We start from the raw sequence: 13,210 nt of genomic DNA, 5'->3' as shown, positions 1-13,210 counted from the left end.
AAGCGCTGTCAGCCGGACCGTCGAAATGCGCCGCGCGCGCCGCGGCACGAATAACCGTCGTACGCAGCAGGGGAAAAGGAACGCAGTCATGGCGAAGCGCAACGAAGCGGCCAACGAGGAAGCGCGTGTACGGGACCTGCCCACGCGCCACGTCAGGCTGACGAGCGACATGAGCTTGCCGAAGCTGTCGGCGGTCGAGATCGGCAGCTACGTCCTTGCGCTGCTGGCGCTGTATCTCACGCTCAGGCTGCAATTGCTCGGCGGCCTGCTCGCCGGCATGCTGGTTTTTCAGCTTACGCACATGATCGCGCCGCTGATCGAGCGGCATGTGGTCAGCCGGGGCGCGCGTCTCATCGCGGTCGGGCTGATTTCGGCGATCATCGTCGGCGGGCTGACGGGCGCGACCATCGCCACCATCGAACATTTCGAGCGCGACTTCCCGAGCGTCCAGAAATTGCTCGATCAGCTGATGAGCATCACGTCGAGCGCGCGGCTGTCCGTGCCCGACTGGCTCGCGAATTACCTGCCCGTGGACACCGTGCAGATGAAGGACAAAGCCACCGAGCTGATGCACAAGCACGCCGAGATGCTCCAGCAAGGCGGCAAGGAAATGGCGCGCGGCTTCGGTCATATCGTAATCGGCATGATCGTCGGCGCGATTATCGCGGTGAGCGCGCCGCGGGCGACGCACCATCGGCTGCCGCTTTCCACCGCGCTCGTCGCGCGCGTGTCGCGCTTCTCCGATGCCTTCCGCCGCATCGTGTTCGCGCAAATCAAGATTTCAGCGATCAACGCAGTCTTCACCGCGCTGTATCTTCTCGTCGCACTGCCGCTCTTTCACGAACGGCTGCCGCTTTCGAAAACGCTCGTGCTCGTCACGTTCATCGTCGGGCTGCTGCCGGTGATCGGCAATCTCATTTCGAACACGATCATCGTCGGCATTTCGCTGTCGGTGTCGTTCGGCACGGCGGTCGCGTCGCTCGCGTTCCTGATCCTGATCCACAAGCTCGAATACTTCCTGAACGCGCGCATCATCGGCGGGCAGATCGAGGCGCGCGCGTGGGAACTGCTACTCGCGATGCTCGCAATGGAAGCCGCGTTCGGCATTCCCGGCGTCATCGCCGCGCCGATTTTCTACGGATATATCAAGCGCGAGCTGATTTATCTGCGGCTCGTCTGAGCGTAAAAAAGCCCGCCTGAACCGGCGGGCTTTGTCTTTCCGAAAGCGCGATCTAGCGGAACACGACCGTCTTGTGTCCGTTGAGCAGAATGCGATGCTCGGCATGCCACTTCACCGCGCGCGCGAGCGTCACGCATTCGACGTCGCGGCCGATCGCCGTCAGTTGATCCGGCGTCATGTTGTGATCGACGCGCTCCACTTCCTGCTCGATGATCGGGCCTTCGTCGAGATCGGACGTGACGTAGTGCGCGGTCGCGCCGATCAGCTTCACGCCGCGATCGAACGCCTGATAGTACGGCTTCGCGCCCTTGAAGCTCGGCAGGAACGAGTGATGAATGTTGATCGCGCGTCCCGACAGCTTCGCGCACAAATCCGGCGACAGAATCTGCATGTAGCGCGCGAGCACGACGAGATCGGTGTCGTGCTGATCGACGATTTCCATCACGCGCGCTTCCTGCGCGGCCTTCGCTTCGGACGTCGCGTTGAGCAGCGGAAGATGATGGAACGGGATGTCATAGCTCGCCGCGAGCTGATAAAAATCCTTGTGATTCGAGATGATCGCCGGAATCTCGATCTGCAATTGCCCGGTGCGATAGCGGAACAGCAGATCGTTCAGGCAATGGCCAATCTTCGACACCATGATGACGACGCGCGGCTTGACCGATGCGTCGTGCAGTTCCCAGCGCATGCCGAATTCATCGGCGAGATCGCTGAACGACTTGCGCAGCGCGTCGAGGCCCGGATCGCCGCCGACTTGCTGGAAATGCACGCGCATGAAGAACTCGCCGGTGCGGCTGTCGCCGAACTGCGCGGAATCGAGGATATTGGCGCCGAGATTGAACAGGAAGCCCGACACGGCATGCACGATTCCCGGCCGGTCCGGGCACGACAACTTCAGATAAAAACTATGTTCGGTCGACATGACCTTTCCTCGTTCGGTTCTTTCAAATTTGCGGCGCTTCGAACAGCGCGTCGATGCCTTCGCACGCGTCTTCGTCGATCCACTGATGACGCAGCATGCAATCGAGCGTCGCGAGACTCGCATCGACGGTGAGCTTGCCCTCTTCGATCCAGCGCGCGACGTCCTCGATGCGCGCAAGGCGATGCTCGCCGACTTCGCCGTCCTGATTGTGCGGCGCGAAATCGGGCGGCAGGGAGACGTCGTACACGAAGATCTGCTCGGCCTGCGTGCCTTCCGGAAGCGACTGAAGCACATGAAACGTTCGGCCGGGCGTCGCCGTCGAAGCGAGTTCGGCGCTCATGCCCGCCTCTTCCCAGCATTCCTTCACGAGCGTCGGCATGAGTGCGAAACCCCAGCCGATGCCGCCCGCGACGACGTTGTCGAGCATGCCGGGATCGGTCGCCTTGGTGTCGCTGCGGCGCGCGATCCACAACTGCGGTGCCTTATCCCGGTATTTTACGATGCCGTTCAGATGCACCGCGTAGGTCATCGTGCCGAAGAAGCGCGACGCCGCACGCTCGATGAACGCGAGCGGCGCGGCGTCGAAGCCGTTGCGGATCGCGTAGGTTTCGTCGCGCCAACCGGGAATCTTGCCTTCGGCGAAAAGCGCGCCGATGACCGCGCCGAGCGCGGCGCTGCGCGCGTTCACATCGGCGAGCGCTGCGTGCAGGCGAACCGAAGCGGCGTCGATCACGAAGACGTCCGGCCAGCGGCGCAGCGCGTCGACGTCGGATCGGCGAATCCAGCCGACGCGTTCATCGCCGATAAAGAACGGTAGGTGCGCGGCGGCGTCGAAGCGGCGTGCGGCAACGATCGAAGCGAGCGGCATCTCTCAGTCCTTGAGCGCGACGCGAATGCCGAGCGCGATGAACGTGACACCCGCGAGCCGGTCGAGCCACACGCCCACGCGCGGACGGCGCTTCAGCCACGCGCCGATCATTCCCGCGCCGATGCCGAAAAGCGAAAACACGACGACCGTCTGCAGCATGAAGAGCGCGCCGAGTTCGAACATCTGCAGCATCACGCTTTGCGCGCCGTGCGGATCGACGAACTGCGGCAGGAACACGATGAAGAACAGCGTCACTTTCGGATTCAACATGTTGCCGATCACGCTCTGGCGGAACACGGTCGTAAGCGGCTGGCTCGGGCGCGCGTGCGCGGTCGCGAGGCCGTGGCTGCGCAGCGCCTTGATGCCGATCCACACGAGATACGCCGCGCCCGCCAGTTTCACCGCCTGAAACGCCATCGGCGACGAACGCAGCAGTGCTGCAACCCCGAGCGCCGCGAGCGTCGTATGGAAGATCACGCCGAATGCGAACCCGCACGCCGCGACCACGCCCGCGAGCCGTCCTTGCGAAATGCCGCGGGCGAGCACCTGAAGATTGTCCGGCCCCGGCGCGACGGTGATCGCGACGGAAGCCGCGAGAAAGAGCAGAAAGTTGGGCATGTCAATGTCCGGCGAATTCGCACACGGTATAAAGCGGCACGCCATTTTCGCGCAGCAGTTTCGAGCCGCCGAGATCCGGCAGATCGATGATCGCCGCCGCCTCGACTACTTGCGCGCCGAGCCGCTCCAGCAGGATCTTGCCGGCCATCATGGTGCCGCCGGTCGCGACGAGATCGTCGACGATCACGACGCGGTCGCCCGGCTTGCACGCATCCTCGTGAATCTCGACGGTCGCGCGGCCGTATTCCAGCTCGTACGACTGTTCGAGCGTCTTGTACGGCAGCTTGCCCTTCTTGCGGATCGGCACGAAACCGAGGCTCAGCTCGTACGCGAGAATCGGCCCGATGATGAAGCCGCGCGCGTCCATGCCGGCGATCACGTTCACGTTTTCGTCGATATAGCGCTGCACGAACAGGTCGATCAGCATGCGCAGCGCCTTGCGGTCTTGCAGGATGGTCGTGATATCGCGGAACTGCACGCCGGGCTGCGGCCAGTTATCGACGGTGCGCACGCGCTCCTTGATGAAACGCGCGGCGTCGAGCTGGGCGTGCGAGGGGGTAATGGACATGACTTCTCCGGAGTCCGCGCCGTGAGGCCGCGCGTTCGCCTTGGTGACAAAAGAGGGAAGCTAGGCTGCCCGGCGATTGCGCGAGAGCCGTTCCTCGGCTTGCGCCAGCACTTCGGGCAGGCCGCGCAGCACGACGATATCGTTCGCGCGCAGCTTGGTTTCGGGGTCCGGTGCGACGCCCCGGATGCCGTGGCGCCGGATCGCGGTCACTTCGACACCGTTGCCGACGAGTCCGAGATCGTCGAGCGAATGCCCGACGGCTTCGGAATTTGCGTCGATGGGTACGGATTGTAGCCGGACCTGCTCGTGGCCATCGTCGTCGTCGACGTCGTCGGCGCCGTGGAAATAGCCGCGCAGCAGGCTGTAGCGCGCATCGCGCATTTCCTCGACGCGCCGCACGACGCGGCGCATCGGCACGCCCATCAGGACGAGCGTGTGCGATGCGAGCATCAGGCTGCCCTCGACGATCTCCGGAATCACTTCCGTCGCGCCCGCCGCGGTGAGCTTTTCGAGATCGGCGTCGTCGACGGTGCGCACGATCACCGGCAAAGTCGGCGCGAGTTCGTGGATGTTGTGCAGCACGCGCATCGCGGACGGCGTGTTCGCGTACGTGATCGCGACCGTCGCCGCGCGATGCAGGCCCGCCGCGAGCAGCGACTCGCGCCGCCCGGCATCGCCGAACACGACCGATTCGCCCGCCGCCGCTGCCGCCGCCACGCGATCCGGGTCGAGATCGAGCGCGACATACGAAATGCCCTCTTGCTCCAGCATGCGCGCGAGGTTCTGTCCGGCGCGGCCGTATCCGCAGATGATGACGTGGCCGCTCTGCTTCAGGCTCTGCGTCGCGATTTTCGTCATTTGCAGCGATTGCAGCATCCATTCCGTCGACGAGAGCCGCAGCACGATCCGGTCCGCGTTCTGGATGATGAACGGGGCGGCGAGCATCGAGAGCAGCATCGCGGAAAGAATGGCTTGCAGGATCGTGGAATCGACGAGATGCGAATCCAGAATCAGATTCAGCAGCACGAAGCCGAACTCGCCCGCCTGCGCGAGACCGAGGCCCGTACGCATCGCGACGCCCGGCGTCGCACCGAAGGCGCGCGCGAGACCGGTGATCATCACCGCCTTGAGCAGGATCGGCACGACGAAAAAGCCGAGCACGAGAAACGGATGCTCCCAGATCACGCGCGGATTCAGCAGCATGCCGGTCGTCACGAAGAACAGACCGAGCAGCACGTCGCGGAAAGGCTTGATGTCCTCTTCCACCTGATGCCGATACGGCGTCTCCGCGATCAGCATGCCCGCGATGAACGCGCCGAGCGCAAGCGACAGACCGAACTTGTCGGTGATGAACGCCGCGCCCAGCGTCACGAGCAGCAGGTTCAGCATGAACAGCTCTTGCGAGCGGCGCCGCGCGACGAGGTCGAACCAGCGCGTCATGAACTTCTGGCCGATGAAAAGCAGCACCGTCAACGCGATGACGATCTTCACCGCGGCGATGCCGAGCCACATCGCGAGCTGCGACGACTGGCCGTTGCCGAACGCCGCGATGATGATGAGCAGCGGCACGACCGCCAGATCCTGAAACAGCAGCACGCCGAAGATGTTGCGGCCGTGCTCGGATTCGAGCTCGAGCCGCTCGGCGAGCAGCTTGCTGACGATGGCGGTCGAGGACATGGACATCGCGCCGCCGAGCGCGAAGCTCGCCTGCCACGACATGCCGATCCAGAAATTGGCGATCCAGCCGAAGATCATCGCGAGCGCGATGGTCGCACCGACCTGGCTCGCGCCGAGTCCGAACACGATGCGCCGCATCGAGCGCAGCTTCGAGAGCGAAAACTCGAGCCCGATGGAGAACATCAGGAACACGACGCCGAATTCGGCGAGATGCTGCGCGCGGTCGGTGTCCGGCGCGATGCCCGCCGCGTGCGGCCCGACGATGATGCCGACCGTCAAATAGCCGAGCATCGGCGGCAGGTTGAAATAGCGAAATACGACGACGCCTGCCACGGAGCAGAGCAGCAGCAACAGCGTCATTTCGAGCGGAGAAATCGGCATCCGACTAGCGTCCTCGTTCGTCAGCGTTCCGAGGCGCGTGAATCGGGCGCTCCGGCATCTTAAAAAGGCCCCTGACGACAGGGCTTGCGGGGGCGGATAGACGGCGGCGCACCGGGCTCCGTACGGGGCGGCCCGGAATCGCCTTTGCTATACTCCGCGCATGATAGCGAAAATCAATGGCGACCGGGCGCTGGCGCTGGCTCGCAACGTAATTCAGATCGAAGCCGACGCCGTTCGCGGGCTCTCCGAACTCCTCGACGACAACTTCACGAACGCGGTCGAAACGCTGCTCGGCTGCCGCGGCCGCGTGGTCGTCTCGGGCATCGGCAAGTCGGGCCACGTCGCGCGCAAGTTCGCCGCGACGCTCGCCTCCACCGGCACGCCGGCGTTCTTCGTGCATCCGGCCGAAGCGAGCCACGGCGACCTCGGCATGGTCACCGCCGACGACATCTTCATCGCGCTGTCGAACTCGGGCGAAACCGAGGAACTCGTCGCCATTCTGCCGCTCATCAAGCGGCTTGGGGCAAAGCTGATCGCGATCACCGGCCGTCCCGAATCGAGTCTCGCGCAACTGGCGGACATGCATCTGAATGCACGCGTCGAAAAGGAAGCGTGTCCGATGAATCTCGCGCCGACGGCCAGCACGACCGCCGCCATGGCGCTCGGCGATGCGCTCGCCGTAGCCGTGCTCGACGCGCGCGGCTTCGGTCCCGACGACTTCGCGCGCTCGCATCCGGGCGGCGCGCTCGGGCGGCGCCTGCTCACCTATGTGCGCGACGTGATGCGCGTAGGCGACGAAGTGCCGGTCGTTTCGCTCGACGCAACCGTTGCGGACGCGCTCTTCCAGATCACCGACAAGCGCATGGGCATGACCGCGGTCATCGACGAAAATCGTCACGTCCACGGCATTTTCACCGATGGCGACCTGCGCCGCATCCTGCAGCGCGACGGCGATTTCCGCGCGTTGAAACTCGCCGATGTCATGACCCGTAATCCGCGCACGATTGCGCCGGATCATCTCGCGGTCGAAGCCGTGGAACTGATGGAGCGCTTTCGCATCAATCAGATGCTGGTCGTGGACGCCGATGCGACGCTGATCGGCGCACTGAACATGCACGACCTCTTCTCCAAGAAGGTAATCTGATGGCGCAGAAGCCTCTCACCGCCGCCGAACGCGCGAGCCGTCTGAAGCTGATGGTGTTCGACGTCGACGGCGTTTTCACCGACGGCAGTCTCTATTTCACCGCCGAAGGCGACGCGATGAAGTCGTTCAATTCGCTCGACGGCCACGGCGTGAAGATGCTGCAGTCGGTCGGCGTGCAGACGGCGATCATCACGGGACGGCAATCGGGCATCGTCGCGGCGCGCGCGCGCGAGCTGGGCATCACGCATCTCTATCAGGGCGTCGGCGATAAAACCGTCGCGCTCGCCGAACTTCTCGAAGCCACCGGTATCCCGGCCGACGAATGCGGCTACATGGGCGACGACTGGCCGGATCTCGCGGTGATGCGCCGCTGCGGCTTTGCGGCCGCGCCCGCGAACGCGCATCCCGAAGTAACTCAGCGCGTGCACTGGGTCGCGGAAGCGCGCGGCGGCCACGGCGCCGTGCGCGAAGTCTGCGACGCGATCCTGCGCGCGCAACATCGCTACGACGAACTGCTCGCCGCAGCGCTCGGAGGCTGAGGCCATGCCGCGCCCCGGAAAGCTCGCCTCGCTCCTGCCGCTTCTCGCGGTGGCGGCGCTGGCCGGCATCACCTACTGGCTGCTGCAGGCCACGCTGCCTCCAGCACAGCAGGCGCCCGCGCCCGAGAAGCGCCACACGCCCGACTACTTCGCCAACAACTTTTCGGTTTCCGAGCTCGACGCCACCGGCACGACGCAATATCGTCTGACGGCGAAGTCGATGGTGCATTACGAAGACGACGAGATCAGCGAGCTCACGCTGCCCGCGATGCGAATGTTCCAGCCGATGAAGCCGACCGTCACGGCGACGGCCCAGCGCGGCACGGTCAATGGCGACGTCTCGATCGTCGATCTCTACGACGACGCGCGCATCGTGCGCGCGGCCGGTTACGGAGATCCGCAGATGCAGGCGGATTCCCAGCATTTTCGCGTGCTGGTGAACGACGATGTCATCGAAACGGAAAAACCGGTTAGACTTCAGCGCGGCCCGTCGGTGATGACGGCCTCTGGCATGAACTACAACAACGTGACCCGGGTGATGAAGCTGTTCGGTAACGTGCGCGGCGCGATCGCAGCCACGGATATCAACGGCGGTTCGTCCAAGTAATCCCGGCACTCCCATCCGAATTGTGACTGCATGAACGAAAGGTTCCCTCGTCCCGATGGCGGCCCTGCGCGCGCAATGCTCGCGCGCCGTGCCACGCACGCCGTGCGGGCCGGGCTCGCTGCCGCCCTGACCATCGCGGTCGCGCTGGCCGCGCTGCCGGCGCACGCGGAAAAGGCCGACCGCGACAAGCCGCTCAACATCGAAGCGGACAACATGTCGTACGACGATCTCAATCAGAAGAACATCTTCACCGGTCACGTAGTCGCGACGAAAGGCACGATCGTGATCAAGGCCGACCGCGTCGAGGTGACGCAAGACCCGCAGGGTTATCAGTACGCGACCGGCACGTCTACCGGCAACAATCTCTCGTATTTCCGCCAGAAGCGTGACGGTCTGAACGAGTACATCGACGGCAACGCGGTGCGAATCGATTACGACGGCAAGAACGACTTCACGAAGCTCACGACGCGCGCCGTCGTGCGCCGCCTGCAAGGCCTGACGACCGTGCAGGACGAAGTGCACGGCAGCGTGATCACCTATGACGGCCAGAAGGACTTCTACACGGCGAGCGCGGGCAAGGACCAGGCCGGACCCGGCAATCCGAGCGGCCGCGTGCGCGCGATGCTCGCGCCGCGTTCAGGCGGCGCCGCGCCGCTGAACGGTTCGCCTGCCACGCTTTCTCCGTCGAATACCATTCAAGGAACGCCGCAGCAGTGAATTCGCCCGCCATGCCCCACCGTAAGCCGGAAGGCGAGTCGAGTTCGCTCGTCGTCCGCAATCTGAAGAAGCGTTACGGCTCGCGCACCGTGGTGAAGGACGTGTCGCTCGATGTGAAGAGCGGCGAAGTGGTCGGGTTGCTCGGCCCTAACGGCGCGGGCAAGACCACGTCGTTCTATATGATCGTCGGTCTCGTGCCGCTCGATGCCGGCGAAATCGATCTCGACGGCAACTCGATCAGCCTTCTGCCCATCCACCAGCGCGCGCACCTCGGCCTGTCGTATCTGCCGCAGGAAGCATCGGTGTTTCGCAAGCTCACTGTCGAGCAGAACATCCGCGCGGTGCTGGAACTGCAAACCGATGCGTCGGGCAAACGCCTGTCAAAAGACGCCATAACACAGCGCGCCGAAGCCTTGCTCGACGAGTTGCAGATCGCGCATCTTCGCGAGAATCCGGCGCTGTCGCTGTCGGGCGGAGAGCGCCGTCGCGTCGAGATCGCGCGGGCGCTCGCGACCAACCCGAGCTTCATCCTGCTCGACGAACCCTTCGCGGGCGTCGATCCGATCGCGGTGCTGGAAATTCAGAAAATCGTGAAGTTTCTGAAGCAGCGCAACATCGGCGTTTTGATTACCGACCATAACGTACGCGAGACGCTCGGCATTTGCGATCACGCGTACATCATCAGCGACGGCACCGTGCTCGCGGCGGGCGCGCCGAGCGAAATCATCGAGAACGAAAGCGTGCGCCGCGTCTATCTCGGCGAGCATTTCCGCATGTGAGCGCACCGTCGCAAAGGCCGCATTGATAGTGCGCCGCATCATGCGAAAGTTGCAAAACTTACGTGCCGCCCCCGTGGGCGGCATGCGCTTTTTTGGAATCCCCGCGAGGTTTCGCGCGCGTGGCAAACTCTCTACAATGATTAAAACTTTGCCATGAAAGCCAGCCTCCAACTCCGCCTCTCGCAGCATCTTGCGCTGACCCCGCAACTTCAGCAGTCGATCCGGCTGCTGCAGTTGTCGACGCTCGAACTGCAGCAGGAAGTCGCGATGGCCATCGCTCAGAATCCGCTGCTCGAGAACGACGACGACTGGATTGCGAGCCCTTTGCGCGTCGCCGCGGACGGTTCGCTGATCGCGGCGCCGGCCACATCGAGCGCGCCGCCCGATTCGATGATGAGCAACGGCTCCACGTCGAGCAGTTCCAGTTCCGAGCGTTCGGAAAACAGCGAGCCGCAAGGCGTCGACGAGTACAACGGCCTGGGCTCCGACAGCGGTCAGGACTCGAGTTCATGGAATCTGGAAGACTACGGCCGTTCTAACAACGCTTCCGACGACGACGATCTGCCGCCGCTGCAAATCCACGAATCGACCACGACGCTGCGCGACCATCTGACGGCGCAGTTGCGCATGACCGCGGCGAATCAGCGCGATCGGGCGCTCGTCACGTTTCTGATCGAGTCGCTGGACGAGGACGGGTATCTCACGGCATCGCTCGATGAAGTCCAAACCGATCTTCCCGAAGAACTCGAAGTCGATCTCGACGAACTGAGCGCGGCACTCGCGTTGCTGCAGAGTTTCGATCCGCCCGGCGTGGGCGGACGCTCGGCATCGGAATGCTTGAAACTTCAGTTGCTGCGGCTCGATGGCTCGCCAACGCGCACGCTGGCGCTCGAGATCGTCACGAATCATCTGGAATTGCTCGCCGCGCGCGACTTCACGCGCCTGCGCAAACAGTTGAAGGCAAGCGACGACGCCCTCCGGGACGCACATTTGCTAATCAAGTCGTTGGAGCCGTTTCCGGGCGCGGCGTATGGCAAGAGCGAAGCAGACTACGTCGTTCCGGACATTCTCGTGCGCAAGACGTCGGGCGGCTGGACGGCTGAACTCAACCCGGAGATCGTGCCGAAGCTGCGCATCAACCATTTGTACGCGAACATCCTGCGCAACAATCGCGGCGATCCGGGCAGCGGTTCGTTGCGTCAGCAGCTTCAGGAAGCGCGCTGGCTCATCAAGAACATTCAGCAGAGGTTTGAGACGATCCTGCGTGTCGCGCAGGCAATTGTCGAGCGTCAGAAGAACTTTTTTGCACATGGCGAAATCGCCATGCGCCCCTTGGTTTTGCGGGAGATTGCTGATACGCTGGGTTTACACGAGTCGACGGTTTCTCGTGTGACCACAGGCAAGTACATGCTCACCCCATTCGGGACGCTTGAATTTAAGTACTTCTTTGGATCGCACGTTTCGACCGACACAGGAGGCGCGGCATCGTCAACGGCGATCCGGGCCCTCATCAAGCAACTGATAGGAGCGGAAGACCCCAAAACTCCTCTTTCAGACAGCCGCATCGCCGAACTGCTGGCGGAACAAGGATTCGTGGTAGCGCGGCGCACCGTAGCCAAGTACCGCGAAGCCCTCAAGATCCCGGCAGTGAATCTGCGCAAGTCTCTATGACCCGTCTCTGTAGTCCATCGCGTGTTGCGATGGGCGTTTACCGGCCGCAACGCGAAAGCGCGGACGTGCCGGCCGATGCGCCCCGTTTGTCAAGCGCGCCAGGATGACGCGCCGGCGGGACACATTGCCGACCGGTATCGGACGAGCCGACGTGGCCTAGCGGCCATTAGCTTGGAGAGCAACTATGAATCTGAAGATCAGTGGACACCACCTCGAATTGACGCCTGCGTTGCGCGAGTATGTGATCACGAAACTGGACAGGGTGCTCCGTCATTTCGATCAAGTGATCGACGGCAACGTGGTCCTCTCGGTCGACAATCATAGGGAAAAGGAAAAGAGGCAGAAGGCGGAAATCAACCTGCACCTGAAGGGCAAGGACATTTTCATCGAGAGTTGTGACGCTGATATGTACGCGGCCATCGACCTGATGGTCGACAAGCTGGATCGGCAGGTCATCAAGCACAAGGACAAGATCCAGGGCCACGCCCATGAATCCGTGAAGTACCGCGGCGAGTCGCATGAGATGGAAGCGCCGTCGCCGTGAGCATGAAGCACGGCATGCACGAAGTCTGATCGCCGGATGACAGCAAAACCCGCCGCCACAGGACGGCGGGACTGATTGGAGGGACTCCTCGAATATCCGGAAACGATGGATCGGCGCATGCACCGAACCGAAGCCGCCCCGACTGGCGGCTTTTTTGTTGGATTTCTGCCGCTAGGTGATACAAGCCATTGATTTTCAGGGCTTTGTCCTGCACATTGAATTGAAAACCGTGCCATTGCGCGGCGCACCATCGGGCAGTGCCCTGTTCTATAATGGTCCGGTAATTTTCGGGGTCGCACGACAGGCACGCTGCAGGCAACGCCGCCAGCGCACTTTCCGTTTCACCATCGCCGTGAGCGCTTTCAGACAGCGGCCACGATGAGGAGCTATCAGGCCACGCTTTCGCCTGCCAACATGAATCGTTTAGCCAAATTTCTTCCCATCGAGAACGTGGTTCTCGGACTGTCCGTTACCAGCAAGAAACGCGTATTCGAGCAAGCGGGCCTGATTTTCGAGAACCAGAACGGCATCGCTCGCAGCACCGTCACCGACAATCTCTTCGCGCGTGAGCGCCTCGGCTCGACCGGCCTCGGCGAAGGCGTCGCCATTCCGCACGGCCGCATCAAGGGGCTGAAGCAACCGCTCGCCGCCTTCGTGCGTCTCGCCGAACCCGTCGCGTTCGAATCGCCCGACGGCCAGCCGGTCTCTCTGCTCATCTTCCTGCTTGTGCCCGAACAGGCGACGCAGCAGCATCTTGAAATTCTGTCGGAGATCGCCCAACTGCTCTCCGACACCGAGGCGCGCGAGCGTCTGCACAAGGAAGAAGATCGTGACGCGCTCTATCAGGTGCTCACGCAATGGCAACCGTAATAGCCACCCGAACATAGCGTTGCGCGTCCGTGCCGCCTCCGCGCCGGGCGCGCCTCGCTTACGCAAGGCTTCTGGGGCACAATCGGTCAAACGCAGCGCCATGCAGCGTATCGAAGCGACCCGCT

14 protein-coding genes are annotated in these 13,210 nt (G+C 63.1%); 9 read left to right on the top strand and 5 right to left on the bottom strand.

Annotation, left to right across the window (positions count from 1 at the left end):
* The first annotated feature begins 88 nt into the window (after window positions 1-88).
* Window positions 89-1,180, top strand: a complete 1,092-nt coding sequence (locus tag NCS02_RS01855; protein WP_008351668.1) for an AI-2E family transporter — start codon at window positions 89-91, stop codon at window positions 1,178-1,180.
* A gap of 52 nt (window positions 1,181-1,232) precedes the next feature.
* Here NCS02_RS01855 and purU read toward each other — a convergent pair whose 3' ends face one another.
* Genes purU through NCS02_RS01830 form a run of 5 tightly spaced genes read right to left on the bottom strand, consistent with a single transcriptional unit; the run spans window position 1,233 to window position 6,214 of the window.
* A complete protein-coding gene (purU, locus tag NCS02_RS01850; protein ID WP_008351670.1) occupies window positions 1,233-2,102 on the bottom strand; it encodes a formyltetrahydrofolate deformylase in 870 nt (289 codons plus the stop codon).
* Between the two features lie 22 nt (window positions 2,103-2,124).
* Window positions 2,125-2,970 carry an NUDIX hydrolase gene (locus tag NCS02_RS01845; RefSeq protein WP_008351671.1) on the bottom strand — a complete coding sequence of 282 codons (846 nt, stop codon included), beginning with the start codon at window positions 2,968-2,970 and terminating at the stop codon, window positions 2,125-2,127.
* Window positions 2,971-2,973: 3 nt separating this feature from the next.
* The gene (locus tag NCS02_RS01840) at window positions 2,974-3,588 is read right to left on the bottom strand and encodes a LysE family translocator (protein WP_008351673.1); all 615 of its coding nucleotides are present in this window, start codon (window positions 3,586-3,588) and stop codon (window positions 2,974-2,976) included.
* A gap of 1 nt (window position 3,589) precedes the next feature.
* The gene (locus NCS02_RS01835; protein WP_008351675.1) at window positions 3,590-4,156 is read right to left on the bottom strand and encodes an adenine phosphoribosyltransferase; all 567 of its coding nucleotides are present in this window, start codon (window positions 4,154-4,156) and stop codon (window positions 3,590-3,592) included.
* A gap of 60 nt (window positions 4,157-4,216) precedes the next feature.
* A complete protein-coding gene (locus NCS02_RS01830) occupies window positions 4,217-6,214 on the bottom strand; it encodes a monovalent cation:proton antiporter family protein (RefSeq protein ID WP_008351676.1) in 1,998 nt (665 codons plus the stop codon).
* A 160-nt stretch (window positions 6,215-6,374) separates the two neighbouring features.
* On the opposite strand from NCS02_RS01830, the gene kdsD reads away from it, so the two are divergent.
* From kdsD to ptsN, 8 genes are all read left to right on the top strand, one after another.
* Window positions 6,375-7,358, top strand: a complete 984-nt coding sequence (gene kdsD, locus NCS02_RS01825) for an arabinose 5-phosphate isomerase KdsD (RefSeq protein WP_008351678.1) — start codon at window positions 6,375-6,377, stop codon at window positions 7,356-7,358.
* Entirely contained in the window at window positions 7,358-7,897 is a 540-nt protein-coding gene (locus NCS02_RS01820) for a KdsC family phosphatase (protein WP_175979774.1), read from the top strand. Before kdsD ends, NCS02_RS01820 begins: the two co-directional genes overlap by 1 nt.
* A gap of 4 nt (window positions 7,898-7,901) precedes the next feature.
* Entirely contained in the window at window positions 7,902-8,504 is a 603-nt protein-coding gene (gene lptC / locus NCS02_RS01815) for an LPS export ABC transporter periplasmic protein LptC (RefSeq protein WP_008351682.1), read from the top strand.
* 30 nt (window positions 8,505-8,534) lie between these two features.
* Entirely contained in the window at window positions 8,535-9,221 is a 687-nt protein-coding gene (lptA, locus tag NCS02_RS01810; RefSeq protein WP_033536543.1) for a lipopolysaccharide transport periplasmic protein LptA, read from the top strand.
* Between the two features lie 11 nt (window positions 9,222-9,232).
* On the top strand, window positions 9,233-10,000 hold the full coding sequence (gene lptB / locus NCS02_RS01805) for an LPS export ABC transporter ATP-binding protein (RefSeq protein WP_085955336.1): 768 nt from the start codon (window positions 9,233-9,235) through the stop codon (window positions 9,998-10,000).
* Window positions 10,001-10,153: 153 nt separating this feature from the next.
* On the top strand, window positions 10,154-11,671 hold the full coding sequence (locus tag NCS02_RS01800; RefSeq protein WP_034470542.1) for an RNA polymerase factor sigma-54: 1,518 nt from the start codon (window positions 10,154-10,156) through the stop codon (window positions 11,669-11,671).
* A gap of 184 nt (window positions 11,672-11,855) precedes the next feature.
* A complete protein-coding gene (gene hpf, locus NCS02_RS01795; RefSeq protein ID WP_008351690.1) occupies window positions 11,856-12,215 on the top strand; it encodes a ribosome hibernation-promoting factor, HPF/YfiA family in 360 nt (119 codons plus the stop codon).
* Between the two features lie 414 nt (window positions 12,216-12,629).
* Window positions 12,630-13,085, top strand: coding sequence for a PTS IIA-like nitrogen regulatory protein PtsN (ptsN, locus tag NCS02_RS01790; protein ID WP_008351691.1), 456 nt, complete (start codon window positions 12,630-12,632; stop codon window positions 13,083-13,085).
* Window positions 13,086-13,210 lie beyond the last annotated feature (125 nt).

The organism is Caballeronia sp. NCF2 (assembly GCF_023631205.1).
Taxonomy (GTDB): domain Bacteria; phylum Pseudomonadota; class Gammaproteobacteria; order Burkholderiales; family Burkholderiaceae; genus Caballeronia; species Caballeronia zhejiangensis.
The sequence above is the reverse complement of the archived record's forward strand: the minus strand, read 5'-3'. Positions and strand labels throughout refer to the sequence as shown.